Origin of the sequence: Klenkia brasiliensis (assembly GCF_900100695.1) — a bacterium.
Classification (GTDB): Bacteria; Actinomycetota; Actinomycetes; order Mycobacteriales; family Geodermatophilaceae; genus Klenkia; species Klenkia brasiliensis.
Genome location: NZ_FNCF01000004.1, coordinates 480,043 through 504,083 on the forward strand (window position 1 = coordinate 480,043; position 24,041 = coordinate 504,083).

The 24,041-nt window shown below is 75.6% G+C and carries 26 protein-coding genes; 17 read left to right on the plus strand and 9 right to left on the minus strand.

What is annotated here, in order from left to right; all coding sequences use genetic code 11:
• Positions 1–9: 9 nt before the first annotated feature.
• Entirely contained in the window at positions 10–891 is an 882-nt protein-coding gene (locus BLT39_RS14210; protein ID WP_091064365.1) for an LON peptidase substrate-binding domain-containing protein, read from the minus strand.
• A gap of 87 nt (positions 892–978) precedes the next feature.
• Here BLT39_RS14210 and hisD point away from each other — a divergent pair, with 87 nt between their 5' ends.
• Genes hisD through BLT39_RS22495 form a run of 4 tightly spaced genes read left to right on the plus strand, consistent with a single transcriptional unit; the run spans position 979 to position 4,177 of the window.
• Positions 979–2,280 carry a histidinol dehydrogenase gene (gene hisD / locus BLT39_RS14215; protein WP_091064368.1) on the plus strand — a complete coding sequence of 434 codons (1,302 nt, stop codon included), beginning with the start codon at positions 979–981 and terminating at the stop codon, positions 2,278–2,280.
• Complete coding sequence (locus BLT39_RS14220; RefSeq protein WP_091064370.1) at positions 2,277–3,398, plus strand: histidinol-phosphate transaminase; 1,122 nt, start codon at positions 2,277–2,279, stop codon at positions 3,396–3,398. Before hisD ends, BLT39_RS14220 begins: the two co-directional genes overlap by 4 nt.
• A gap of 5 nt (positions 3,399–3,403) precedes the next feature.
• Positions 3,404–4,000 (plus strand): imidazoleglycerol-phosphate dehydratase HisB, encoded by a 597-nt coding sequence (hisB, locus tag BLT39_RS14225; protein WP_091064372.1) that lies wholly within the window; start codon positions 3,404–3,406, stop codon positions 3,998–4,000.
• 3 nt (positions 4,001–4,003) lie between these two features.
• Complete coding sequence (locus BLT39_RS22495) at positions 4,004–4,177, plus strand: hypothetical protein (RefSeq protein ID WP_165640275.1); 174 nt, start codon at positions 4,004–4,006, stop codon at positions 4,175–4,177.
• Here BLT39_RS22495 and BLT39_RS14230 read toward each other — a convergent pair.
• Together BLT39_RS14230 and BLT39_RS14235 are read right to left on the minus strand one after the other, a co-directional pair.
• Positions 4,167–4,514, minus strand: coding sequence for a MerR family transcriptional regulator (locus tag BLT39_RS14230; protein WP_091064374.1), 348 nt, complete (start codon positions 4,512–4,514; stop codon positions 4,167–4,169). The genes BLT39_RS22495 and BLT39_RS14230 overlap by 11 nt on opposite strands.
• A 5-nt stretch (positions 4,515–4,519) precedes the next feature.
• Complete coding sequence (locus BLT39_RS14235) at positions 4,520–5,995, minus strand: SulP family inorganic anion transporter (protein ID WP_091064377.1); 1,476 nt, start codon at positions 5,993–5,995, stop codon at positions 4,520–4,522.
• A gap of 189 nt (positions 5,996–6,184) precedes the next feature.
• On the opposite strand from BLT39_RS14235, the gene hisH reads away from it, so the two are divergent.
• Complete coding sequence (gene hisH / locus BLT39_RS14240) at positions 6,185–6,820, plus strand: imidazole glycerol phosphate synthase subunit HisH (RefSeq protein ID WP_091064380.1); 636 nt, start codon at positions 6,185–6,187, stop codon at positions 6,818–6,820.
• A gap of 16 nt (positions 6,821–6,836) precedes the next feature.
• Here hisH and BLT39_RS14245 read toward each other — a convergent pair whose 3' ends face one another.
• Genes BLT39_RS14245 through BLT39_RS14255 form a run of 3 tightly spaced genes read right to left on the minus strand, consistent with a single transcriptional unit; the run spans position 6,837 to position 9,925 of the window.
• Positions 6,837–7,883, minus strand: coding sequence for a molybdopterin-dependent oxidoreductase (locus tag BLT39_RS14245; RefSeq protein WP_091064383.1), 1,047 nt, complete (start codon positions 7,881–7,883; stop codon positions 6,837–6,839).
• Between the two features lie 4 nt (positions 7,884–7,887).
• The gene (locus BLT39_RS14250) at positions 7,888–8,505 is read right to left on the minus strand and encodes a nitroreductase family protein (RefSeq protein WP_091064386.1); all 618 of its coding nucleotides are present in this window, start codon (positions 8,503–8,505) and stop codon (positions 7,888–7,890) included.
• A 16-nt stretch (positions 8,506–8,521) separates the two neighbouring features.
• Positions 8,522–9,925: an HNH endonuclease signature motif containing protein gene (locus tag BLT39_RS14255; protein WP_242658409.1), complete on the minus strand. Its 1,404-nt coding sequence runs from the start codon at positions 9,923–9,925 to the stop codon at positions 8,522–8,524.
• Positions 9,926–10,143: 218 nt separating this feature from the next.
• On the opposite strand from BLT39_RS14255, the gene priA reads away from it, so the two are divergent.
• Genes priA through hisF form a run of 3 tightly spaced genes read left to right on the plus strand, consistent with a single transcriptional unit; the run spans position 10,144 to position 12,040 of the window.
• Complete coding sequence (gene priA / locus BLT39_RS14260; protein WP_091064389.1) at positions 10,144–10,878, plus strand: bifunctional 1-(5-phosphoribosyl)-5-((5-phosphoribosylamino)methylideneamino)imidazole-4-carboxamide isomerase/phosphoribosylanthranilate isomerase PriA; 735 nt, start codon at positions 10,144–10,146, stop codon at positions 10,876–10,878.
• Positions 10,875–11,252: a RidA family protein gene (locus BLT39_RS14265; RefSeq protein WP_091064393.1), complete on the plus strand. Its 378-nt coding sequence runs from the start codon at positions 10,875–10,877 to the stop codon at positions 11,250–11,252. The genes priA and BLT39_RS14265 overlap by 4 nt, the downstream gene beginning before the upstream one ends.
• On the plus strand, positions 11,249–12,040 hold the full coding sequence (hisF, locus tag BLT39_RS14270) for an imidazole glycerol phosphate synthase subunit HisF (RefSeq protein WP_091064396.1): 792 nt from the start codon (positions 11,249–11,251) through the stop codon (positions 12,038–12,040). Before BLT39_RS14265 ends, hisF begins: the two co-directional genes overlap by 4 nt.
• On the opposite strand, the gene BLT39_RS14275 is transcribed toward hisF, so the two are convergent.
• Positions 12,037–12,633 (minus strand): TIGR03085 family metal-binding protein, encoded by a 597-nt coding sequence (locus BLT39_RS14275; protein ID WP_242658410.1) that lies wholly within the window; start codon positions 12,631–12,633, stop codon positions 12,037–12,039. The two genes, hisF and BLT39_RS14275, sit on opposite strands and share 4 nt — an antisense overlap.
• A 97-nt stretch (positions 12,634–12,730) precedes the next feature.
• Between BLT39_RS14275 and BLT39_RS14280 the strand changes: the two genes are divergently transcribed.
• The 3 genes from BLT39_RS14280 to BLT39_RS14290 are packed head-to-tail and all read left to right on the plus strand — an operon-like array spanning position 12,731 to position 16,838.
• The gene (locus BLT39_RS14280) at positions 12,731–14,584 is read left to right on the plus strand and encodes an ABC transporter ATP-binding protein (protein ID WP_242658411.1); all 1,854 of its coding nucleotides are present in this window, start codon (positions 12,731–12,733) and stop codon (positions 14,582–14,584) included.
• Positions 14,581–16,374, plus strand: a complete 1,794-nt coding sequence (locus BLT39_RS14285; RefSeq protein ID WP_091064405.1) for an ABC transporter ATP-binding protein — start codon at positions 14,581–14,583, stop codon at positions 16,372–16,374. The genes BLT39_RS14280 and BLT39_RS14285 overlap by 4 nt, the downstream gene beginning before the upstream one ends.
• A gap of 47 nt (positions 16,375–16,421) precedes the next feature.
• Positions 16,422–16,838 carry a hypothetical protein gene (locus BLT39_RS14290; protein WP_131801494.1) on the plus strand — a complete coding sequence of 139 codons (417 nt, stop codon included), beginning with the start codon at positions 16,422–16,424 and terminating at the stop codon, positions 16,836–16,838.
• A 21-nt stretch (positions 16,839–16,859) separates the two neighbouring features.
• Here the strand turns inward: BLT39_RS14290 and BLT39_RS14295 are convergent, their stop codons facing one another.
• Entirely contained in the window at positions 16,860–17,264 is a 405-nt protein-coding gene (locus BLT39_RS14295; RefSeq protein WP_207507971.1) for a cupin domain-containing protein, read from the minus strand.
• A 54-nt stretch (positions 17,265–17,318) separates the two neighbouring features.
• Between BLT39_RS14295 and BLT39_RS14300 the strand changes: the two genes are divergently transcribed.
• Together BLT39_RS14300 and BLT39_RS14305 are read left to right on the plus strand one after the other, a co-directional pair.
• Entirely contained in the window at positions 17,319–17,780 is a 462-nt protein-coding gene (locus BLT39_RS14300) for a hypothetical protein (RefSeq protein ID WP_091064412.1), read from the plus strand.
• A gap of 9 nt (positions 17,781–17,789) precedes the next feature.
• Positions 17,790–19,448 carry an FAD-binding dehydrogenase gene (locus tag BLT39_RS14305; protein ID WP_091064416.1) on the plus strand — a complete coding sequence of 553 codons (1,659 nt, stop codon included), beginning with the start codon at positions 17,790–17,792 and terminating at the stop codon, positions 19,446–19,448.
• Here BLT39_RS14305 and BLT39_RS14310 read toward each other — a convergent pair.
• On the minus strand, positions 19,445–20,548 hold the full coding sequence (locus tag BLT39_RS14310) for a GGDEF domain-containing protein (RefSeq protein WP_091064419.1): 1,104 nt from the start codon (positions 20,546–20,548) through the stop codon (positions 19,445–19,447). The genes BLT39_RS14305 and BLT39_RS14310 overlap by 4 nt on opposite strands.
• A gap of 63 nt (positions 20,549–20,611) precedes the next feature.
• Between BLT39_RS14310 and hisI the strand changes: the two genes are divergently transcribed.
• From hisI to trpC, 4 genes are all read left to right on the plus strand, one after another.
• Positions 20,612–20,986 carry a phosphoribosyl-AMP cyclohydrolase gene (gene hisI, locus BLT39_RS14315; protein ID WP_091064422.1) on the plus strand — a complete coding sequence of 125 codons (375 nt, stop codon included), beginning with the start codon at positions 20,612–20,614 and terminating at the stop codon, positions 20,984–20,986.
• A complete protein-coding gene (locus tag BLT39_RS14320; protein ID WP_091064425.1) occupies positions 20,973–22,472 on the plus strand; it encodes an anthranilate synthase component I in 1,500 nt (499 codons plus the stop codon). The genes hisI and BLT39_RS14320 overlap by 14 nt, the downstream gene beginning before the upstream one ends.
• Positions 22,469–23,104 (plus strand): Trp biosynthesis-associated membrane protein, encoded by a 636-nt coding sequence (locus BLT39_RS14325; RefSeq protein ID WP_091064429.1) that lies wholly within the window; start codon positions 22,469–22,471, stop codon positions 23,102–23,104. Before BLT39_RS14320 ends, BLT39_RS14325 begins: the two co-directional genes overlap by 4 nt.
• A gap of 106 nt (positions 23,105–23,210) precedes the next feature.
• On the plus strand, positions 23,211–24,020 hold the full coding sequence (gene trpC / locus BLT39_RS14330) for an indole-3-glycerol phosphate synthase TrpC (RefSeq protein ID WP_207507973.1): 810 nt from the start codon (positions 23,211–23,213) through the stop codon (positions 24,018–24,020).
• Positions 24,021–24,041 lie beyond the last annotated feature (21 nt).

The window sequence follows — 24,041 nt, forward strand, 5'->3', positions numbered from 1 at the left end:
CGCAGGCGCCTAGTTGGGGGTCATCGGCCCGGCGAACTGCTGGATCGGCACCGGCACCGCGCCGAGCTCGCGCAGCAGGGTGAGCTCGCGGCGCAGCAGCCGGGACTCCGCGGCCAGCCGGCGACGGGTGGCCGACTCGGCGAGCAGCGCCTGCCGGTCGTCGGTGGTCAACAGCGCGGCGGAGGCGACCAGGTAGGACAGCCCGCGCGCGTCGTCCCCGACCTGGCGCAGCAGGGCCGCCGCGGCGCCGTCGGCGGTGTCGGCGGCGTCCCCCTCGGCGCCGTCCAGGCCCAGGTCGGCCAGCAGCTCGGCCTCCTCCTCGTCGTCGACCTCCAGCGGCCCGCCGCCGCTGCGCAGCGCGGCCACCTCGGTGACGTAGCGGGCGAACAGGCCCGAGACGCTGCTGACCAGCAGGTCCAGCGAGCCCTTGGCCACGGACGCGGCGACGTCGTCGTCGGCGGGGGCGAGCGTGCCGGGCTCGGTGACCAGGCCCTCGGCGTCCCCGGCCGCCTCCTCGGCGGCCTCCTCCTCGCCCAGCCACTCCACCTCGGCCTGCAGGTAGGGCGGGTCGTCGGCGACGACGACGTCCAGCAGCCGGAACCGGTCGGCGCCCACGGTGACCAGCCGGTAGCCGCCGTCGGCCTGCGGGGTGACCGCGCGCAGCACGGCGGTGCAGCCCACGTCGAACAGCGCCTCGGCGGGGGCGACCCGCTCGACCTCCCAGCCCTGGCGGATCGCGACCACGCCGAACGAGCGGGGGCCGCTGCCCTCGGGCCGGGCCACCAGGTCGGCGACCAGGCGCCGGTACCGGGGCTCGAAGATCTGCAGGGGCAGCACGACGCCCGGGAACAGGGGGCTCCCCAGCGGGAACAACGGGATCAGCTCGCCCACGGCCCGAACCCTACGGGGGAGGGCGGACGCCGGCCCAGTGCCGCGCAACTACCCTGGACAGGTCCGCCCGGCCTTCTGGAGGTACCCGTGCTCGCCCGCATCGACCTGCGTGGATCCCAGCTGCCGGGGGTGCGTGAGCTCACCGGGCTGCTGCCGCGGGCCGGCACCGACATCGACAGCGTGCTGGCCACCGTCCGGCCGATCTGCGAGGACGTGCGCGACCGCGGTGCCCAGGCCGTCCGCGAGATCACCGCCCGGTTCGACGGGGTGGACGCCGAGGACTTCGCCGTCCCGCAGGCCGCGCTGGAGGACGCTTTGGCCTCGATCGACCCGACGCTGCGCGAGGCGCTGGAGGAGTCGGTGCGCCGGGTGCGGAAGGTGCACGCCGACCAGCGGCGCACCGACGTCACCACCGAGGTCGTCCCCGGCGGCACGGTCACGGAGCGCTGGGTCCCGGTCCGCCGGGTGGGGCTCTACGTCCCCGGTGGCCTGGCCCCGCTGCTGTCCAGCGTGGTGATGAACGTCGTCCCCGCGCAGCTGGCCGGTGTGGAGTCCATCGCCGTGGCCACCCCGCCGCAGCGGGACAACGGCGGCCTGCCCGACCGCGGGGTGCTGGCCGCCTGCGCGTTGCTGGGCGTCACCGAGGTCTACGCCGTGGGCGGGGCCCAGGCCGTCGCGGTCCTGGGCTACGGCGCCGGGTCCTGCGAGCCGGTGGACATGGTCACCGGACCGGGCAACGTCTACGTGACCGCGGCCAAGCGGCTGCTGCGCGGCCTCATCGGCATCGACAGCGAGGCCGGCCCGACCGAGGTCGCGATCCTCGCCGACGACACCGCCGACCCGGTGCACGTCACGGCCGACCTGATCAGCCAGGCCGAGCACGACCCGCTGGCCGGCGCCGTGCTGGTGACCACCAGCGAGCAGCTCGCCGACGCGGTGGTCGCGCTGCTGCCCGAGCAGGTCGCGGCCACCAAGCACAGCGACCGGATCACCACCGCCCTGGGCGGGTCGCAGTCGGGCATCGTGCTGGTCGACGACCTCGACGCCGGCCTCGCCGTGGTCGACGCCTACGCCGCCGAGCACCTGGAGATCCAGACCCGCGACGCCCGCGAGGTCGCGCTGCGGGTGCGCAACGCCGGTGCGGTGTTCGTCGGTGCGTGGTCGCCGGTCAGCCTGGGCGACTACGCCGCGGGCTCCAACCACGTGCTGCCCACCGGTGGGTGCGCCCGGCACTCCAGCGGCCTGTCGGTGCAGACCTTCCTGCGCGGCATCCACCTCGTCGACTACGACGAGCAGGCCCTGGCCGGCGTCGCCCGGCACGTCGACGTGCTGGCCCACGCCGAGGACCTGCCCGCGCACGCCGCCGCCGTCGCCGTCCGACAGCGATGACGTCGCTGTCGGACCTGCCGCTGCGCCCCGAGCTGCGGGGCCGGTCGCCCTATGGGGCCCCGCAGGTCCCCGCCCGGCACCGGCTCAACACCAACGAGAACCCGCACCCGCTGCCCGACGAGTTGCTCGCCGACCTCGGTGCCGCACTTGGCGAGGCCGCGCTGGAGCTCAACCGGTACCCCGACCGCGACGCCACCGCGCTGCGCGGCGACCTGGCCGCCTACCTGTCCCGCTCGGGCACGGCCGTCGGGGCCGACCAGGTGTGGGCCGCCAACGGCTCGAACGAGATCCTGCAGCAGCTCTCGCAGACCTTCGTCGGCGCCGGGCGCACCGCGCTGGGGTTCACGCCGTCGTACTCGATGCACCCGCTGATCACCGCGGCCACCGGCGGCACCTTCGTCGACGGCCACCGGCGGGCGGATTTCACGATCGACACCGCGGCCGCGGTCGACCAGGTCCGCGAGGTCCGGCCCGACCTGGTCTTCGTCACCAGCCCGAACAACCCCACCGGGACGGCGGTGGCGCTGGAGACGGTGACCGCGCTGCACGACGCCTTCGACGGCGTGGTGGTCGTCGACGAGGCCTACGCCGAGTTCGCCCGCGAGGGCACGCCGTCGGCGCTCACCCTGCTCGCGGGCCGCCCGCGCCTGGTGGTCAGCCGCACGATGAGCAAGGCGTTCGGCATGGCCGGTCTCCGGCTGGGCTACCTGGCCGCCGACCCCGCCGTCGTCGACGCCCTGCAGCTGGTCCGGCTGCCCTACCACCTGTCCAGCCTCACCCAGGCCGCGGCGCGCGCCGCGCTGGCGCACACCGACGCGCTGCTGGCCACCGTCGACGCGGTCAAGCACGAGCGCGACCGGGTCGTCGACGCGCTCCCCGGCCTCGGGCTGACCAGCGTGCCCAGCGACGCCAACTTCGTGCTGTTCGGCGGGTTCGCCGACGCCCCCGCCGTGTGGCGTGCGCTGCTGGACCGCGGGGTGCTGGTCCGCGACGTCGGCCTGCCCGGCTGGCTGCGGGTCACCGCCGGCACCGCGGAGGAGACCGACGCCTTCCTCACCGCCCTGGGTGAGGTCACCGCCGACCTGCGCAGAGCCGCCGGCCCAGGGCTGGGAGGATGACCGGCATGAGCCGCACCGCCCGCGTCGAGCGCACCACCAACGAGACCAAGGTGGTCGTCGAGGTCGACCTCGACGGCACCGGCACCAGCTCGATCGCCACCGGGGTCGGGTTCTACGACCACATGCTCACCGCGCTGTCCAAGCACAGCGGCATCGACCTGCGGGTGCAGGCCGACGGCGACCTGCACATCGACGCCCACCACACCGTCGAGGACGTCGCCATCGCCCTGGGCCAGGCCTTCGCCGAGGCGCTCGGGGACAAGAAGGGCATCACCCGCTACGGCGACGCCACCATCCCCATGGACGAGGTGCTGGTGCAGGCCGCCGTCGACCTGTCCGGCCGGCCCTACTTCGTGCACGCCGAGCCCGAGACGATGACGCCGATGATCGGGCCGGACTACCCGACGTCGCTGACCAAGCACGTGCTGGAGAGCTTCGCGTTCAACGCCCGCATCTCGCTGCACGTGCGCGTGCTCTACGCCGGCCGCGACGCCCACCACATCGTCGAGGGCCAGTTCAAGGCCCTGGCCCGGGCGCTGCGCACCGCCGTGGCGCTGGACCCGCGGGTGACCGACGTGCCCTCGACCAAGGGCGCGCTGTAACCGGTGGGTCTCGCCTCCGGGCTGGTCGCCATCGGCCTGTTCCTGCTGGGCGGTGCGTTCTCCATCTTCCGCGCCGACCACCCCGAGAAGGGCCGGACGAGCGGGCAGGTCGTGTTCGCCGGCCTGCTGGTGCTCGCCGCGGCGCTGGCGATCGCCTCGGGGCTCCTCAGGTTCTGAGCCGGCCGGCGAAGGCCTCGGCGGTGGCCAGCTGGGCCCGCAGCGCGTCGACCCGCTCGGCGGCGGCCGCCCGGTAGTGCGCCAGCCGCTCCGCCGGGCCGCCCTCGGCCAGCGCGGTGAGCAGCTCGCGCATCTCCTCCAGGGAGAACCCGAGCGGCTTCATCTGCATGATCACCCGCAGCCGCTCGACGTCGTCCTCGGTGTAGAGGCGGAACCCGCCGTCGCTGCGGGCCGAGGGCACGGCGAGGCCGACCTCCTCGTAGTACCGGATGGTGCGCAGCGAGAGCCCGATCCGGTCGGCGACCTCACCGATCTGCAGCATCCCGTGCGCGCCCATGCAGGTCAGTGTCCGCCGCCCAGGGTGCCGGCCATGCGGCGGTGCCAGTGCCCGGCCGTCCCGGTCAGGCCGACCAGCTCCACCGTCGTCCCGCGGGCGGCGTACCGGTGCTCGACGGCGTCCAGCGCGGCCACCGACGAGGCGTCCCAGACCTGGGCGGCGGACAGGTCGACGACGACGCGGTCCGGGTCGCCGGCGTAGTCGAACCAGTTCACCAGGTCGTTGCTCGAGGCGAAGAACAGCGCCCCGCTGACCCGGTAGGTGCGCACGCCGTCCTCGACCGGCCCGGGGACGACGGCGACCAGGTGGGCAACCCGGCGGGCGAACAGCACGCAGGCGGTGAGCACGCCGACCCCGACCCCGATGGCCAGGTTGTCGGTGGCCACGACGACCGCCACGGTCACCAGCATCACCGCGCTCTCGCTGCGCGGCATGCGGCGCAGGGTGCGCAGGGAGTGCCAGTCGAAGGTGGCGATCGACACGAAGACCATGACCGCGACCAGCGCGGCCATCGGGATGACCGCGACGACGTCGCCGAGCGCGACCACCAGCACGAGCAGGAACACCCCGGCCAGGAAGGTGGACAGCCGGGTCCGCGCCCCCGACCGGACGTTGATCATGGTCTGGCCGATCATCGCGCAGCCACCCATGCCGCCGAAGGCACCGGTCACCACGTTGGCGATGCCCTGGCCCACCGACTCGCGGCGCTTGGAGGACCGGGTGCCGGTCAGGTCGTCGACCAGGGTGGCGGTCATCAGTGACTCGAGGAGGCCCACCGCGGCGAGCCCGAGGGCGTAGGGCAGCACGATCCGCAGCGTCTCCGGGGTGAGCGGGACGTCGGGCACCAGCAGCGCCGGCAGGCTGTCGGGCAGCGCGCCCTGGTCGCCGACGGTGGGCACGTCGACGCCGGCCACGACGGCGACCGCGGTGAGCACCACGATGGCGACCAGCGGCGCGGGGACGGCGGTGGTCAGCCGCGGCAGACCGAAGATGATCACCAAGCCGGCGGCGGCCATCGGGTAGACCAGCCACGGGACGTCGACCAGCTGCGGCACCTGCGCGGCGAAGATCAGGATGGCCAGCGCGTTGACGAAGCCGACCATCACGCTGCGCGGCACGAACCGCATCAGCCGGGCGACCCCGAGCAGGCCGAGGGCGATCTGCAGCGCACCGCCGAGCAGCACCGCCGCGATCAGGTAGGGCAGGCCGTGCTCGGCCACCAGGGGCGCGACGACCAGGGCGACCGCGCCGGTGGCCGCCGAGATCATCGCGGGCCGGCCGCCGACGACGGCGATGGTCACCGCCATGGTGAAGCTCGCGAACAGCCCCACCCGTGGGTCGACCCCGGCGATGATCGAGAAGCTGATCGCCTCGGGGATCAGGGCCAGGGCGACCACCAGGCCGGCGAGGACCTCGGTGCGCAGGGTGCGGGGGTCGCGCAGGGCGGTGGTCCAGCCGGGGGCGCGCAGGGCAGAGGTCATCGTTCCGTTCCGCAGGTGGGGGAGGGGGGCCGCTCCGCCGCGCTGCGGGGCCGCGCCGAACCCTACCCTCACGTGAGGGGAGAGTTGTCCGGCCGACGATGACGGGTCGGCTGCTGCCCCGACGGCGGGGAGGCCGCAGCCGACCCGGGGTGATCTCGGCGGTGGCGGCCGCTGGGTAGCGTGGGGCGGGTGAAGAAGGTCGTCGTCCTGGACTACGGGTCGGGCAACCTGCGCTCGGTCGAGCGCGCGGTCGCCCGGGTGGGTGCCGATGTCGAGGTCACCGCCGACCCGCACGCCGCGCTCGCGGCCGACGGCCTCGTCGTCCCCGGGGTGGGCGCCTTCGCCGCCTGCATGGACGGCCTGCGCGCGGTGGACGGGCCGCGGATCATCGGCAAGCGGCTGGCCGGCGGCCGGCCGGTGCTGGGCATCTGCGTGGGCATGCAGGTGCTCTTCGACCGCGGCATCGAGCACGGCTACGACGCCGAGGGCTGCGCGGAGTGGCCCGGCACCGTCGAGGAGCTGCACGCGCCGGTGCTGCCGCACATGGGCTGGAACACCGTCGAGGCGCCCGAGGGCAGCGAGCTGTTCGCCGGCATCGAGGACCAGCGGTTCTACTTCGTGCACTCCTACGGCGTGCGCGACTTCCCGCTGGGCCGCGACGGCACCGGCCCGCTGACGCCGCCGGCGGTGACCTGGGCCGAGCACGGCGACCGGTTCGTCGCCGCGGTGGAGAACGGCGCCCTCAAGGCCACCCAGTTCCACCCGGAGAAGTCCGGGGACGCCGGGGCCGCACTGCTCACCAACTGGCTGCGCACCCTGGACTGAGCGCCCACCCCGGCGCTCACTGGAGCGGGAACGGCGGCTGCAGCCACCAGGGGGAGTCGAGCACCTCGACCCGGTCCACCCACTTCACCCACCACACGCCGCGCCGACCCGGGGCGACCAGCCGCACCGGGGCGCCGTGGCCGGCCGACAGCGGCCGGCCGGCGGCGTGCGTGGCCAGCAGCGTGCCGCCGGCGTCGCGCAGCGGGATCCGCCGGGAGAACCCGGTGACCGAGGTGACCTGCAGGCACTGGGCCCCCTCGACCTCGCCGAGGTGGTCGGCGACGAGGCGGGCCAGGGTGGTGCCGCGCCAGTCCTGGTCGGCGTACCAGCCGCCGGTGCAGTCCAGCCGGGCCCGCACCTCGTCGCCGCGGTCCAGGTCGGCGAGGGGGACGACGACCTCCCGCCCACCCCCGGTGAGCGTGATGGAGGTGCCGACGGCGTCGGGGACGTTGTCCGAGGCCCACTGGGTGACCGGCATGGCGGTGGGGTCGTCGGTGCCGCGCTCGTAGGAGCCGGTGCCGCTGCGCCGCGCGCCCGGTGCGCCGGTGACCCGCCAGACGCCCTCGGTCAGCGCCCACAGCGCCAGCGAGCCGCCGGCCAGGGCGCCGGTGCCCAGCAGCGTGCGGCGGGACAGGTCCACCCGGCGTGGCCGCTGGTGCCGGCCCCAGATGTGCGCGACCAGGGCGAGGACCAGCACGATCGCCGCACCCACGTGCACCTGCAGGGCGGCGACCGGCGTCCCCGAGGTGGCCCAGATGCCGGCCGCGCCGGCGGCGTGCAGCACCCCGCTGACCACGCAGACCGCCACCAGCCCGGTCAGCCAGTACGCCGCGGCCGGGGCGCGCAGCTGCGGCGGCTTCGCCCGCGCCCGCCGGACGACGACGGTCTTCCACGGCACCAGCAGCAGCAGGCCGAGCCCGGCGGCGCCGTGCGCGACCGCGACCACCCGGCCGGCCAGCGGGGTGCCGACGGCGAACCCCAGCACCCCCGTGCCGCCGGCGACCAGCAGCAGCCCGAGCAGCGCCAGGTTCGACCGGCGTCCCGCCCGCTGCAGCCCCCGCACGCCCTCAGTGTGCGCCGGTGGCGCCCCAGTGCCCGCGGTGCACGACCTCGTCCACCCCGCGCCGGCCCCGGCGCAGCGACGGCGACCGCCTGTCGTCGGTGCCCGGGTAGCCGACGGACACGCAGCCCACCGGCCGGTACCCCTCGGGGACGCCGAAGGCCTCGCGCAGCGCCGGCACCCGCTCGGGCGGGACGCCGAAGAAGCACGCGCCCAGGCCCTCGTCGACGGCGGTGAGCAGCACCAGCAGCGACGCCATGCCGGTGTCGACGTCCCAGTAGGGCACCGGCCAGCGCGCCTCGTCCCGGTCGGTCCAGCCCTTGTCCGGCTCGGCGTAGCGGTCCAGGTAGGCCGTCTTGTGGCTGAAGGGCACCACCAGCAGCGGGGCGCGGCGCATCCGGGTCAGCCAGCCGTCGGGCGCGCCGCCGTCCGTGGTCGCGGCCCAGAACGCCTCCCGCTCGGCGGGGCTCTCCAGCACCAGGAACGCCCAGCCCTGGCTGAACCCGGCGCTGGGGGCGCGCAGCGCGTGCGCCAGCAGCCGCTCCCTGACCTCGGGGGGCACCGGCCGGTCGGGGTCGTAGTCGCGCACCATCCGCCGCCGTCGCAGCACCTCGGAGAACTCCACGGCCGGGAGCCTGCCGTCAACCGGCAGCTGGGTCGAACAGAGGTGGGTCGTGTTGCCGTTCGTGGTCGATGGGTTGGCCGGTGGTGTCGGTGAGGACGCCGGTGATGATCTCGCGTCCGTCGGGCCGGAAGGTGCGCCAGTGCCCGTCGTCGGGGTCCCACTCCAGGCGGTAGCCGTGGTGAACCTGGGTGTGGTGCCGTTCGCACAGCAGGGCGGTGTTGGTCAGCGAGGTCTCGCCGCCGTCGATCCAGTGGGTGAGGTGGTGGGCGTCGCACCACCAGGCGGGTGCGTGGCAGCCGGTGAACACGCACCCGCGGTCGCGGACCTCGGCGGCGCGGCGGATGTGGGCGGGTACGAGGCGGTGCGCCCGGCCGACGTCCAGGGGGAGGCCATCGGGGCCGAGCAGGATGCGGGCGACGTCACCGTCGCAGGCGGCCTGCCGGGCCACGGTGTTCGTCGTGGTGGCGCCGGAGCCCAGGCGGGTGGCGGCGGGCCGGGTGTCGGGGTCGGCGAGGTCCTCGAGCTGGATCAGCGCGGTAATCTGGGGCTTGGTCGTGCGCAGCATCGGCAGGTCACCGGCGGCCAGGTGCAGCGCGGCGAGCTGCACGAGGGCGTCAGCGGCGCGCTGCTCGCGGGAGCGCAGGTCACCCTCGCAGCGCCCGGCGGCCGCAATCGCCTCCAGCGCGGCCTCCACCTGCTCACCACCGCCAGCGTCGAGCTGCCCGCGGATCGATCTCGACCCGTCGGCGCGGCGGGTGATCCGCAGCCCGCGGCCCTTCGTGGGGTCACTCGGTGCCGGGCCGTCGGGGTCGAGGGCGTCGGCGATCCGCCGGCACACATCGGCCAGCGTGCGGGGGGAGCGCATCGCGGCCTCGGCGACGACCACGTCGAGGGCGGGCAGGTCGACGCCGGCCGCCTCGCCGGTGGCCCAGACGTCGTCGGTGAGGATCCGGCCGATCACGACCAGCTGGCCGGCGGCGATCCCACCCGCCGCGGCACCGGCGCCGACCGCGGGCATGCGCTGGGCCAGCCGACCGGCGGCGAGCACCGCGGCGGCGTCAGGTCCGGTCAGGTGGGCGTGGCCGCGCAGCCACGGCTTCATCCCGGTCAACCCGTCGGCGTACGCAGCACCCATCGACTCCGCGTGCGCCACGGTGCGGGCCAGCTCGGCCTGGGCCAGGTTGACCAGCCGCGCCAGCCCCCGGGCGCGGTCCAGCAGCTGTGCGTTCGACGTCCCGTCGTCCAGCGGGGTACGCGCAGCGGCCAGTACAGCCTCGACGGCGGCGCAGACGTCGGCCGGTGGTGGCTCGGGTAGCCGGGAGGCGGCGGACATCGGGGAGGGGGCCGGTGGCCGCTCGCCACCGAGGGCGCCGGGGGCGAGGGGTTCGGGCGTCCACGGCTGGGTGTCGTCCAGACCCACCGGGCACCCCCTCGCCATCGTTCGATCAGGTGTTCGAAGTCTACCGCCGCGAACGCCGTCGAGCACTACGAATCCGCAGGTCAACCGTCATATGACGGTGAGAGCCCATTCCGACGCAGAAGTGGTCGATCAGCGTCGAACGATGCCTCGGCCGGGTGGCGGAGATCGATGACGCGGGTGCGGCGAGGGTGACCGTCGCCGCTCCCTAGGCTGTCACCGTGCCGAAGCTGCAGCTGCTCCCCGCCGTCGACGTCGCCGATGGCCAGGCCGTGCGCCTGGTCCAGGGGGAGGCCGGCAGCGAGACCTCCTACGGCGACCCGCTGGACGCCGCGACGACCTGGCAGCGCGACGGCGCCGAGTGGGTGCACCTGGTCGACCTCGACGCCGCCTTCGGCCGCGGCTCCAACCGCGAGCTGCTGGCCCGCGTCGTCGGCGAGCTCGACGTCGACGTGGAGCTGTCCGGCGGCATCCGCGACGACGCCTCGCTGCAGGCGGCGCTGGCCACCGGCTGCCGGCGGGTCAACCTGGGCACCGCGGCGCTGGAGTCCCCGGAGTGGTGCGCCCGGGCCATCGCCGAGCACGGCGACCGCATCGCCGTCGGCCTGGACGTGCGCGGCACCCGGCTGGCCGCCCGCGGCTGGACCCGCGAGGGCGGCGAGCTCTACGAGACCCTCGCCCGCCTGGACGCCGAGGGCTGCGCCCGCTACGTGGTCACCGACATCACCAAGGACGGCACGCTGCGCGGGCCCAACCTCGAGCTGCTGCGCGAGGTCTGCGCGGCCACCGACCGGCCGGTCATCGCCTCGGGCGGGGTCAGCAGCCTGGACGACATCCGCGCCCTGGTCGGGCTGACGGGCGTCGGCGTCGAGGGCGCCATCGTCGGCAAGGCCCTCTACGCCGGCCAGTTCACCCTGCCCGAGGCGCTGGCGCTCACCGTCGAGGCCGCCGGGTGAGGCGGCTGGGCTCCGGCTCGCCCTGGGAGGACGTGGTCGGCTACAGCCGCGTCGTGCGCACCGGCGACCTGGTCTTCGTCAGCGGCACCACCGGCACCCGCGACGGCGTGCTGGTCGACGGCGGCGCCGCCGAGCAGACCCGGCAGGCGCTGACCAACGTGCTCGCCGCCCTCGACCGGGTGGGTGCCGGCGCCGCGGACGTCGTCCGCACCCGGCTCTACGTCACCGACAGCGCGCAGTGGGAGGCCGTCGGCCGGGTGCACGGCGAGTTCTTCGGCGCGCACCGGCCCGCCACCGCGATGGTCCAGGTCGCGGCGCTGATCGACCCCGCGATGGTGGTCGAGGTCGAGGCCGACGCGGTGGTGCAGCCGTGAGCCTGGCCGTGCGGGTCATCCCGTGCCTGGACGTCGACGCCGGCCGGGTGGTCAAGGGCGTCAACTTCGTCGACCTGCGCGACGCCGGCGACCCGGTCGAGATGGCCCGGGTCTACGACGCCGAGGGCGCCGACGAGCTGACCTTCCTGGACATCACCGCCTCCTCCGGCGACCGCGCGACCACCTACGACGTGGTCTCCCGCACCGCCGAGAGCGTGTTCATCCCGCTCACCGTGGGCGGCGGCGTGCGCACCGTCGGGGACGTGGACAAGCTGCTGCGCGCCGGTGCGGACAAGGTCGCGGTCAACACCGCCGCCGTCGCCCGGCCCGAGCTGATCGCCAAGATCGCCGACCGGTACGGCAACCAGGTGCTGGTGCTGTCCCTGGACGCCCGGCGCTGCACCGACGGCGCGGCCACCGACTCCGGCTACGAGATCACCACCCACGGCGGGCGCCGCGGCACCGGCCGGGACGCCGTCGAGTGGGTCGTCGAGGCCGCCCGGCTGGGCGTCGGCGAGGTGCTGCTGAACTCCATGGACGCCGACGGCACCAAGGCCGGCTTCGACCTGGCCATGATCGAGGCGGTGCGCCGCGAGGTCACCGTGCCGGTCATCGCCAGCGGGGGAGCGGGCGCGGCCGACCACTTCGCCCCCGCGGTGGCCGCCGGCGCCGACGCGGTGCTGGCCGCCAGCGTCTTCCACTTCGGCGACCTGCGGATCGGCGACGTCAAGCAGGCCCTCGACGCCGCCGGCGTGCCGATCCGCCGCGAGGCCGACCAGCCGCTCTAGGAGACCTCGACCCGGGCCACGGAGTCCCGGCCCGAGGCCCACAGCAGGACCTCCAGCGGCTCGCCGGTCACCGTCGTGGCCGGCGATCCGGACCGGACGGTGCGGGTGGCCCCGGTGTCGGAGCGGCGGACCACCAGCCCGCCCCCGCGCGGCCGGGTGCGGGCCAGCACCGGCACCTGGCCCCACAGGACGTCCTGCGCCGCGGCCGGCAGCTCGCGGGGCGCCCACCCCGGCCGGGCCCGCCGGACGTCCTCGTGGTGGATGGTCATCTCCGCGCCGTTGACCAGCCGGTCCACCGGGTCCCACGCGGTCGGCAGGAACGCCGGCGGGCCGCTGCGCAGCTGGTCCAGCAGCGCCGGCCACGGGGTGCCGCGCCGCCACCGGTCGGACACGTGCGCCGTCCACCGGGCGAAGGGCCCGCCCACCACCGCACCCGGGGCGGCGTCCGGCCGCCGGTCGCGGACCACCAGGTGGACGGCGAGGTCGGCCGTCGTCCAGCCCTCGCAGCAGGTCGGCTCGTCCGGGCCCAGGTCGGCGAGCAGGTCGGCGAGCGCGGCGCGCTCGGTCCGGGACAGCGCGGGGGAGTCGGTCACGCGACCGTTGTACCGCGCCACCGAAATCCCGTAGCCCGGGTAAGGACCGCGGGTAGTCTCAGGGAACACCCAGCAGCACCACCCCGTAGGGAGACGCGTGTCCGCGCGCAGCACAGGCAACACCGTCGTCCGCAGCGAACGGGACCAGAAGAAGGTCATGCGCCGGGGGTTCCGGCACGTCGGCCGGGCGATCCGCGAGCAGCGCGGCATGTTCACCCTCGCCGTCCTCGGCAGCAGCCTCTACGCGGCCATGACCGTGGCCAGCGCCTACGTCATCGGCGGCATCACCGAGCGGGTCGTGCTGCCCTCCTTCGAGCGGGGTTCGGCCACCGCCGGCGCGCTCACCCTGGCCGCGGTCGCCATCCTGGCCGTCGCCGTCCTCAAGATCATCGGCATCATCGGCCGGCGGTTGTTCGCCGGCATCATGAGCTTCCGGCTGCAGGCCGAGTACCGCCGCCGGGTGACCGGCCAGTACCTGCGGCTGCCGCTGTCCTGGCACCAGCGCCACCCCACCGGCCAGCTGCTGTCCAACGCCAACTCCGACGTCGAGGCCAGCTGGTTCTTCGTCTCCCCGCTGCCCTTCGCCTGCGGCGCGCTGGTCATGGTCGCCATCACCGTCGTCGCGCTGTTCCTCACCGACCCGCTGCTGGCGCTGGTCGGCCTGGTCGTCTTCCCGCTGGTCTTCGTCGCCAACGCGCTGTACTCGCAGGTGATGAGCCCGCGGATGGCGCGGGCCCAGCAGCTGCGCGCCGAGGTGTCGGAGATCGCGCACGAGTCCTTCGACGCCGCCCTGGTGGTCAAGACCCTGGGCCGGGAGGCCGAGGAGACCCGCCGGTTCGCCGGCAGCGCCGACGAGCTGCGCGACGGGCTGGTCGCCGTCGGCCGGGTCCGCGGCCTGTTCGACCCGATCATGGAGGCGCTGCCCAACCTGGGCACCCTCGCCGTCCTGCTGGTGGGCGCCAACCAGGTCGCCGTCGGTGCGACGAACGCCGGCGACCTGGTCTCCATCGCCTACCTGTTCACCCTGCTCGCGCTGCCCATCCGCGCGATCGGCTGGGTGCTGGCCGACCTGCCCCGGGCGATGGCCGGCTTCGACCGGGTCACCCCGGTCCTGCAGGCCGAGGGCGAGACCCCGCACGGCCCCGACGCCGCCCCCGCCGGCACCGGCGGCGCCGGCGTGGGCGTGCAGGCGGTCGACTTCGGCCACACCGACGCCGACGGCCGCACCAACCAGGTGCTGCACGGCGTCACCTTCGACGTCGCCGCCGGCCGCACGGTCGCCGTCGTGGGCCCCACCGGCTCGGGCAAGTCCACCCTGGCCGGGCTGCTGGTCCGCCTCGTCGACCCGCACAGCGGGGCGGTGCTGATGGACGGCGTCGACCTGCGCAGCCTGCGCGAGGGCGAGGTCGCCGGGCAGGCCGCCTTCGTCGCGCAGGGCACGTTCCTCTTCGACGACACCGTGCGCGGCAACATCACCCTTGGCGCGCACTTCACCGACGCCCAGGTGCAGGAGGCGCTGCGGGTCGCCGCCGCCGAGGACTTCGTCGACCGGCTGCCCGAGGGCCTGGACACCAGGGTCGGCGAGCGCGGCGCCAGCCTGTCCGGCGGCCAGCGGCAGCGGCTCGCGCTGGCCCGCGCCGTCGTCCGCCGTCCCCGCCTGCTGGTGATGGACGACGCCACCAGCGCCGTGGACCCCAGCGTCGAGGCGCGCATCCTCGACGCGCTGCGCACCACCGACGCCCCGGCCACCGTGGTGGTCGTGGCCTACCGGCAGGCCACCATCTCGCTGGCCGACGAGGTGCTGTGGATCGACCGCGGCCGGCTGGTCGCCCGCGGCAGCCACGCCGAGCTGCTCGCCCGGGTGCCCGGCTACGCCAAGCTCGTGCAGGCCTACCAACCGCCGGACGAGGTCACCGCCGCCGAGCCCGAGCCCGCCGGGGCGCAGGCATGACCGCCGTGACCGAGCGGGCCACCGAGTCCGCCACCGCCACCCTCCGCCGCGGCCTGCGGATGATGCCGGAGTTCCGCCGCGGCCTGCCGGTGACCTTCGCCCTCGCGCTGGTCGCCACCGCCGGGCGGGTCGTCGTGCCGATCGCGGTGCAGCAGACCCTCGACCGCGGGCTGGGTGCCGCGGGCGGCCCGGACATCCCGCTGGTGCGCGAGCTCGTCGCGGTGTGCGCCGTCGTCGTGCTCGTCACCGCGTTCGCGGTCTACCGGATGAACGTGCGGCTGTTCCGCACCACCGAGACCGCGCTGGCGGGCCTGCGGGTGCGCGCCTTCCGGCACGTGCACGACCTCTCGGTGCTGCACCAGCAGGGCGAGCGCCGCGGCAACCTGGTCTCCCGGGTCACCAGCGACGTCGACCAGCTGTCGGTGTTCATGCAGTGGGGCGGTGTGCTGGGCCTGGTCAGCCTCGGCCAGCTGGTCGTGGCCACCGTGGTGATGTTCTTCTACAGCTGGCAGCTGACCCTGCTGGTGCTGGTCTGCTTCGTGCCGCTGGGCTACGCGGTGAAGTGGTTCGCGAAGCGCCTGGCCGAGGTCTACGGCGTGGTCCGCGAGCGGGTCGGCGACGTGCTCGCCGCGGTGGGGGAGTCCGTCGTCGGCGCCCCGACCGTGCGCGCCTACGGCGTGCGGGCCCGCACCGCTGCCCGCATCGACACCGCCATCGACCGGCACTACCGGGCCTCGGTGCAGGCCCAGCGCACCACCGCCGGCGTGTACGTCAGCGGCGAGTTCGTCGCCGCCGTCGCCAACGCCGCCGTCGTCGTGGTCGGCGTGCTGCTCGGCGTGGGCGGGCAGATCTCGGCCGGCACGCTGGTCGCCTTCCTGTTCCTGGTCACGCTGTTCGTCGCGCCGGTGCAGACCGCCAGCGAGGTGCTCAACGAGGCGCAGAACGCCGTCGCCGGGTTCCGCCGGGTCCTCGACGTGCTCGACACCGAGCCCGACGTGCAGGACCCCGCGGACGGCCGGCAGCTGCCGCCGGGGCCGCTGGGGGTCCGCTTCGACCACGTGACCTTCCGGTACGCGCCCGGTGCCCGTGCCGCGCTGGACGACGTCGACCTGGAGATCGCCCCGCGCACCCGGGTGGCCGTGGTGGGCGAGACCGGGTCGGGCAAGACCACCTTCGCCAAGCTGCTGACCCGGCTGATGGACCCCGCCGAGGGCCAGGTGCTGGTCGGCGGCGTGCCGCTGGACCGGGTGGCGTTCTCCTCGCTGCGCGAGCGGGTGGTCATGGTGCCCCAGGACGGGTTCCTCTTCGACGCCTCCGTGGCCGACAACGTCCGCTACGGCCGGCCCGGGATGACCGACGCGCACATCGCCGCCGCCTTCGACGAGCTGGGCCTGGGCGGGTGGGTCGAGGGCCTGCCCGACGGCGTGGCCACCCAGGTGGGTCAGCGCGGGGAGTCGCTGTCGGCGGGGGAGCGGCAGCTGGTCGCCGTCGCCCGCGCCTACGTGGCCGACCCCGACCTGCTGGTGCTCGACGAGGCCACCAGCGCGGTCGACCCGGCCACCGAGGCCCGGCTGACCCGGGCGCTGGACCTGCTCACCGACGGCCGGACGACGATCACCATCGCGCACCGGCTGTCCACCGCCGAGCGCGCCGGCGAGGTGCTGGTGGTCGACGCCGGCCGGGTGGTGCAGCGCGGGCGGCACGCCGACCTGGTCGACGTCCCCGGGGTGTACGCGGGCCTGCACGCCTCGTGGCGGCGGTCCTCGGGCGGGGCGGTCAGCCTGGCCTGACGGCGAGCCCGGCCCCACGGCGGCCGACCACCACTACCGTGCCCGGCATGACCGCGCCCCCCGCCCGCAAGGTCCCGCCGATCCCGGCCGGGGTGGCCGCCGTGTGCGCGCTGCTCGGCGCGCTGCCGGTGGCGGTGTTCTCGCTGATCGCCGGGGTGTTCGCCGCGGCGTCGGGGGTGGGGCAGGGCCTGCTGTTCGGGGCGGTGCCGGCCGTGGTGGCGCTGACGGTGCTGGTCGGCATCGTGCTGCTGCTCACCGGCCGGTCCTGGCGGGTGCTGGTGGTCGGCTCGGTGCTGACCCTCGTGCTCGTGGTGTGGGCGCTGACCCAGGGCGCGGCGTCGGACGAGCCGGGGTCGGTCGTGGTGCTGGTGGCCGGCCCGCTGGTCGCGGCGCTGCTGGGCTCGCTGCCGGTGGTGCGGGCCTGGGTGGCCGCGCGGCAGGCCGACCGGGCCGCCCGGGGCTGACCCCCGGACGGCCCCGCGGCATCAGGCCGGCGGCTCGTCCTTGCCCGACTCCTCCAGCTCGTCGGCCTCCTCCTTGGTGTGGTGCACCGCGCCGTCGGCGTGGTCGGCCGGGCCGTAGACGGTGTAGAGCACCCACGGGTTCGGGCCGTCGTTGACGAAGTTGTGCTTGGTCCCGGCGGGGACGACGACGATCTCGCCCGGCTTCACCGTCTTCGTCGAGCCCTCGATGACGGCTTTGCCGACGCCGCTGACGAAGCTGAGGATCTGGTCGTTCTCGTCGTGGACCTCCTCGCCGATCTCCCCGCCCGGCGGGATCGTCATGATCACCAGCTGGGTGTGCTCACCGGTCCAGAGCACCCGACGGAAGTCGGCGCTCTTCTCGGCCGTGGTCGCGATGTCGAAGTGCACGATGTCCTTGGCTGCCATGCGCCCCCCTTGCCCCGCTCCGATGTGGATCATGCGGGCCTACGCTGTCGGGCCATGGCCAAGCAGTCCCGTCCGGCACCCGTGCGGCGCTCGCCCCGGGCGGCCCGGCCCACCCCCGCCCGGGCGGCGCAGGTCCCCGAGCGGCCGGTCGCCGCGGTCTGCGCCGCGGTGTTCGGGGTGCTGGTCGCCGCCGAGGTGCTCTACCTGACCTGGCTGCTGGTCGTGCCCGACGCCGACCTGGTCGCCGTCCCGCGCTGGCTGGGCGCGGTCCTGGTCGCCCTCGCGCTGTGGCCGCTGGCCGGTGCGGTGCTGACCGTGCTGGGGCGCGGGCGGGGCTGGCTGGTGCTGCTCACCGGCTGCGTCGTGCCGTTGCTGGGGCTGCTGGCCGTCGCCGTGCTCTTCGGGTCGCTGGGGGCGGGGTCGGCCACCTGGTGGGCCCTGCTGCTGGCGCTGGGCCCGCTGGGCGGGCTGGTGCTCGCCGCGCAGCGCGCCGTCCGGGAGTGGACCGCTCGCTAACCTCGACCCGTGACCACCGACACAGCCGACGTCGTCGTGGTGGGGGCGGGCCTGGCCGGCCTCGTCGCCACCGCCGAGCTCACCGACGCGGGCAAGCGGGTGCTGCTGCTGGACGCCGAGCCGGAGCAGAACCTGGGCGGGCAGGCCTTCTGGAGCTTCGGCGGGCTGTTCCTGGTCGACTCCCCGGAGCAGCGGCGGCTCCGGGTGCGGGACTCCCTCGAGCTGGCCCGGCAGGACTGGCTCGGCACCGCCGGGTTCGACCGCCCCGAGGACCACTGGCCCCGGCAGTGGGCCGAGGCCTACCTGCAGTTCGCCGCGGGGGAGAAGCGGTCCTGGCTGCACCAGCAGGGGGTGCGGTTCTTCCCGGTCGTCGGCTGGGCCGAGCGCGGCGGGTACACCGCCACCGGGCACGGCAACTCCGTGCCCCGCTTCCACATCGTCTGGGGCACCGGCCCCGGCGTCCTGGCGCCGTTCGAGCGCCGCGTGCGCGAGGCCGCGGCCCGCGGGCTGGTGGAGTTCCGGTTCCGGCACCGGGTCACCGGCCTGGTCACCAGCGGCGGTGCCGTCACCGGGGTGCGCGGGGAGGTGCTCGAGCCCGACGACGCCCCCCGCGGCCAGGCCACCTCCCGCACCGCGACGGGGGAGTTCGAGGTCGCCGCCCAGGCCGTCGTCCTCACCACCGGCGGCATCGGCGCCAACCACGAGCTGGTCCGCCGCAACTGGCCGGCGCGCCTGGGCCCGGTGCCGCGGCGGCTGCTGTCCGGCGTGCCCGCGCACGTCGACGGCTCGGGGCTGCTGGCCGCCGAGGCCGCGGGCGCCAGCGTGGTCAACCCCGACCGGATGTGGCACTACACCGAGGGCATCGAGAACCACTCGCCGATCTGGGCCCGGCACGGCATCCGGATCCTGCCCGGCCCCAGCTCCCTCTGGCTGGACGCCACCGGCACGCGGCTGCCCGTCCCGCTCTACCCCGGCTTCGACACCCTCGGCACGCTGGCGCACATCGGTACCACCGGGTACGAGCACACCTGGTACGTGCTCGACCAGAAGATCGTCGAGAAGGAGTTCACCCTCTCGGGCTCCGAGCAGAACCCGGACCTGACCGGCAAGGACCTCAAGCTGCTGCTGTCGCGGGTGCGCCTCGGTGCCGCCGCCCCCGTGCAGGCGTTCCTGGACAAGGGCGTGGACTTCGTGACCGCCCCGACCGTCGCCGAGCTGGTCGAGGGCATGAACCGGATCACCGGCGGGGAGCCGCGGCTGGACCCGGCCGTCGTCGAGGCCGAGGTCGTCGCCCGCGACCGCGAGATGGCCAACGCCTTCTCCAAGGACGGCCAGGTCACCGCCATCCGGGCGGCCCGGCGCTTCCTGGGCGACAAGCTCATCCGGGTGGTGCCGCCGCACCGGATGCTGGACCCCGCGAACGGGCCGCTCATCGCCGTCCGGCTCAACCTGCTCACCCGCAAGACCCTCGGCGGGCTGGAGACCGACCTGTCCGGCCGGGTGCTGCAGCCCGGCGGGGAGGTGTTCGGCGGGCTCTACGCCGCCGGCGAGGTCTCCGGGTTCGGCGGCGGCGGGGTGCACGGCTACCGCTCGCTGGAGGGCACCTTCCTCGGCGGCTGCCTCTTCTCCGGCCGGGTCGCCGGCCGGGCGGTGGCCGCCGCCCTCTAGACCTCCCGGGCGCCCACCACCTGGTCGCGGCCGCCGCCCTTGGCCCGGTACAGGGCGGTGTCGGCGGCGGCCACCAGCTCGGCGGCGCTGCCGCCGGCGACCGGGTGGGTGGCGTGGGTGCCCAGGCTGAGGGTCAGCGCCGACACCGGGTCCCCCGGCGCGGCGCCGGTGCGCAGCTCCCGCGCCGCGGCCAGCAGCCGGCCCGCCAGCTGCTCGGTGCCCACCTCGTCGGCCCCGGGCAGCAGCAGGCCGAACTCGTCACCGCCCAGCCGGGCCGCCAGGTCGCCCGGGCGGTGCAGCGCCGCGGTCAGCAGCCCGGCCACCTCCACCAGCGCGCGGTCACCGCCCGGGTGGCCGAACCCCTCGTTGAGCCGGCCGAAGTGGTCGACGTCGACCACCACCACGCCCAGCGGGCCGCCCGTGCGCACCGCCCGGTCCCACTCGCGGTGCAGCGCCGCCTCCCAGGCGCGCCGGTTGGGCAGACCGGTCACCGGGTCCTGGGTCGAGATCCGCTCCAGCTCCTCGGTGCGGGCGAACAGCAGCCGGGCCTGGGTGGCCACCCGGTGCGCGGCGGAGAGCCCCACCGCGACGACCGACGCGACCAGGGCCACCGCGGTCGCCATGTCCCGGTCGTCGACCCCGGACGTGGTCGCCGCGAGCAGGCTGGCCACCGACCAGGCCGGCACCAGGGCGGCGGTCACCGGGAACGGCAGCCGGGCGTGCAGGCACAGCACGGCCGCGGTCTGCAGGCTCAGCAGCACCCAGCCGGTGGGGGTGCGGTCCCCGCCCAGGGCGAGCGCCACCAGCGCGTACACGCCGAAGCCGCCCACCAGGGCCCGGGCGGTCGTGCGGTAGGTGCGGGTCCGCCGCACCAGCACCGCCAGGACCACGGCGGCCGACCCGACGAGCACGTGGTCGCTGAGGCCGACGTAGCCCCAGGCCGGCCCCCGCAGCAGGTTCACCACGAAGAAGACGACGTTGTAGACCAGCACGAGCACGCACACCAGCAGGACGTCGCGGCGCAGGCCCGGCAGCTGGGTGGCCAGGAACCGCTCCTCCTGGGCCGGGTCGGCGAGGCGGGCGGTCCACCGGTTGAGCACGGCCAGAGGGTGCACCACCGGAGGCCCGGCGGCGCGCCCGGCCCCGGCTGGGAGACTGACGGCGTGTCCTCCGCCCCCGAACCGGTGCCCGTCCCCGCCCCCGAGGTCGCCGACCTGCTCCGCCGCACCCCCGACGGCCTGGTCGCCGCGGTCGCCCAGCAGCACGACACCGGTGAGGTGCTCATGCTTGCCTGGATGGACGACGAGGCGCTGCGCCGCACGCTGACCACCGGCGAGGCCACCTACTGGTCCCGCAGCCGCGGGGAGTACTGGGTCAAGGGCGCCACCAGCGGTCACCGGCAGGCCGTGCGCGAGGTCCGGCTGGACTGCGACGGCGACGCGCTGCTGCTGCTGGTCGACCAGACCGGGCCGGCCTGCCACACCGGGGAGCGCACCTGCTTCCACCGCCCGCTGGAGGTGTCCCGTGCGGCTGGGTGAGACCACCCCCTTCGACGCGCTCGGCGACGGCCCCGTCGTCCCGGTCACCCGGCGGCTGCTGGCCGACTCCGAGACCGCGGTCGGGGTCTACCGCAAGCTGGCCGGCAACCGGCCGGGCACCGTGCTGCTGGAGTCCGCCGAGCAGGGCAAGCAGTGGTCGCGCTACAGCTTCGTCGGCGTGCGCAGCGCCGGGGTGCTCACCGAGACCGGCGGCCGCACCCAGTGGCTGGGGGAGACCCTGCCCGGGTTCACCGACGACCTCCCCGACGACCCGCTGGCCGCCGTCCGCACCCTGGCCCGGCGGCTGCGCACCCCGCGCGCGGACGGGCTGCCACCGCTGACCGGCGGGCTGGTCGGCTACCTGGGGTACGACGTCGTCCGGCGGCTGGAGCGGCTGCCGTCCACCGCCGTCGACGACCTGGGCATGCCCGAGCTGGCGATGAGCCTGGTCACCGACCTCGCGGTGCTGGACCACCACGACGCCACCGTGCTGCTGATCGCCAACGCCTTCAGCCGCACCCGCGCGGCCTACGACGACGCCGTGGCCCGGCTGGACGCGATGGCCACCGACCTGACCCAGGCCGCCCCGCCCGGGGTGGCCGCGCTGGTCACCGCCGACCCCGCCACCGTCTACGACCGGGTCACCAGCAGCATGGCGCCGGGTGAGTACGAGGCGGGCGTGGAGGCCGTGCGCGAGCACGTGCGCGCCGGCGACGTGTTCCAGACCGTGCTCGCCCAGCGGTTCAGCCGGCCCACCGACGTCGACGCGCTGGACCTCTACCGGGTGCTGCGGGCGTCCAACCCCTCGCCGTACATGTACCTGCTGCGCTTCGCCGGCCGGGAGTCGCCCTTCGACGTCGTCGGCTCCTCCCCGGAGGCGCTGGTCACCGTCACCGGGGACGCCGCGGTGGTGCACCCGCCGGCCGGCACCCGGCCCCGCGGCGGCACCCCGGAGGAGGACGCCCGGCTGACCGAGGAGCTGCTCGCCGACCCCAAGGAGCGCGCCGAGCACGTGATGCTGGTCGACCTGGCCCGCAACGACCTGGGCCGGGTCTGCGAACCGGGCACCGTCGAGGTGGCCGACTTCATGCGGGTCGAGCGGTACAGCCACGTCATGCACCTGGTGTCCACCGTCGCCGGCCGGCTGGCGGCCGGCCGCGACGCCCTGGACGTGTTCGACGCGACCTTCCCGGCCGGCACCGTGTCCGGGGCGCCCAAGCCGCGGGCGATGGAGGTCATCGAGTCCCTGGAGCCCACCCGGCGGGCGCTCTACGCCGGCACGGTCGGCTACGTCGACGCCAGCGGCGACATGGACATGGCCATCGCCATCCGCACCGCGGTGCTGCACGCCGGCACCGCGCACGTGCAGGCCGGCGCCGGGGTGGTGGCCGACAGCGACCCCGCCGCGGAGGAGGCCGAGACCCGGCACAAGGCCCGCGCCGTGCTGTCGGCGATCGCCACCGCCGAGGGGCTGCGCGAGCTGTGAACCCCCGCCGGGAGCTGACCACCGCGGTGCTGCTGTGCGCCGTGGCCGGCGGTCTCGCGCTGTCGGCGGGCGGTCAGCCCTGGGCCGCGGTCACGGTCACCCGGCCGGCGCCCCTGCCGCCGGTGGACACCGCGCTCACCGGCAGCGCGCTCGCCCCGCTGGTCCCCGCGGCGGGCCTGCTGCTGCTCGCCGCGGCCGTGGCGCTGTTCGCCGTCCGCAGCTGGGGCCGGGTCGTGGTCGGGGCGCTGGTCGTGGCCGCCGGGCTCGCCCTGGGGACGGCGGCGGTGCGCACGCTGGCAGGCGCGGTCGCCGTCGACCCCGCCGACCTGGGCAGCCAGATCGGTCTGGACCGGGCGGAGGTCGCCGTCGACCCGTCGGTGGGCTGGCCGGTGCTCGCCCTGCTGGCCGGGGTGGTCGGGGTGCTCGGCGGCCTGCTGGTCGTGCTGCGCGGGCGCCGCTGGCCGGGCCTCGGGCAGCGGTACCAGCGCACCGGCGCGGAGACGGGGCCGGCGGCCGCGCGCACCACCGGAACGGCTCCGCGCCGTCCCGAGACCGCCGAGGACCGGCACCAGGCCGCGTGGAAGGCCCTGGACGGCGGCACCGACCCCACCGACGACGACCCGGAACGGTGACCCTCCGGAATGGTCCCCGCGCCACGTCTCTAGAGTGTCGTCACCGATCCGACCGGTGAGGGAGCAGCCCCATGAACGAGTTCGCCGTCGACCCGGAGCACCGGTCGTGAACGTCCTGATGGACATCGTCGCCGGCGTCCGCGAGGACGTCGCGGCCCGCCAGGCGGTCACCCCGCTGGCCGAGGTGCAGGCCGCCGCCCGCGACGCCCGCCCGGCGCTGGACGCGCTGGCCGCGCTGCGCGCCCCCGGCGTCGGCGTCATCGCCGAGGTCAAGCGCACCAGCCCGTCCAAGGGCGCGCTGGCCCCCATCGACGACCCCGCCTCCCTGGCCGCCCGCTACGCCGCCGGCGGCGCCCGGGTGATCAGCGTGCTCACCGAGCGCCGCCGCTTCCACGGCAGCCAGGCCGACCTGGCCGCCGTCCGGGCCGCCGTCGACGTCCCGGTGCTGTGCAAGGACTTCGTCGTGTCCAGCTACCAGGTGCACGAGGCCCGGGCGATCGGCGCCGACGTCGTGCTGCTCATCGTCGGGGCGCTGGAGCAGAACGCCCTGGTCGGCCTGCGCGAGCGGATCGAGTCCCTGGGCATGACCGCCCTGGTCGAGGTGCACACCGAGGCCGAGGCCTCGCGCGCCCTGGAGGCCGGCGCGTCGGTGATCGGGGTCAACGCCCGCGACCTGACCACCCTGGAGATGCACCACGAGACGTTCGAGCGGATCGCCCCCGGGCTGCCGACCGAGGTCGTCAAGGTGGCCGCCTCCGGCGTGCGGGGCCCGCGCGACCTGATCAAGTACGCCGGCGCCGGGGCCGACGCGGTGCTGGTCGGCGAGGGCCTGGTGACCGCTCCGGACGCCCGCCAGGCGGTCGCCGACCTGGTCACGGCGGGGTCGCACCCGGCCACCCCCCGCGCCACCCGCTGACGCAGCCGCGCCACACTGGGG

Excerpts from the sequence above, each read along its gene's own strand:
- BLT39_RS14230 (WP_091064374.1), bottom strand. The coding sequence starts at position 4,514 with ATGGGCGCGCACGGGATGCTGCAGATCGGTGAGGTCGCCGACCGGATC.
- BLT39_RS14300 (WP_091064412.1), top strand. The coding sequence starts at position 17,319 with ATGGCCAAGCAGTCCCGTCCGGCACCCGTGCGGCGCTCGCCCCGGGCG.
- hisB (WP_091064372.1), top strand. The coding sequence starts at position 3,404 with ATGAGCCGCACCGCCCGCGTCGAGCGCACCACCAACGAGACCAAGGTG.
- BLT39_RS14295 (WP_207507971.1), bottom strand. The coding sequence starts at position 17,264 with ATGGCAGCCAAGGACATCGTGCACTTCGACATCGCGACCACGGCCGAG.
- BLT39_RS14220 (WP_091064370.1), top strand. The coding sequence starts at position 2,277 with ATGACGTCGCTGTCGGACCTGCCGCTGCGCCCCGAGCTGCGGGGCCGG.
- BLT39_RS14290 (WP_131801494.1), top strand. The coding sequence starts at position 16,422 with ATGACCGCGCCCCCCGCCCGCAAGGTCCCGCCGATCCCGGCCGGGGTG.
- BLT39_RS14235 (WP_091064377.1), bottom strand. The coding sequence starts at position 5,995 with ATGACCTCTGCCCTGCGCGCCCCCGGCTGGACCACCGCCCTGCGCGAC.
- BLT39_RS14285 (WP_091064405.1), top strand. The coding sequence starts at position 14,581 with ATGACCGCCGTGACCGAGCGGGCCACCGAGTCCGCCACCGCCACCCTC.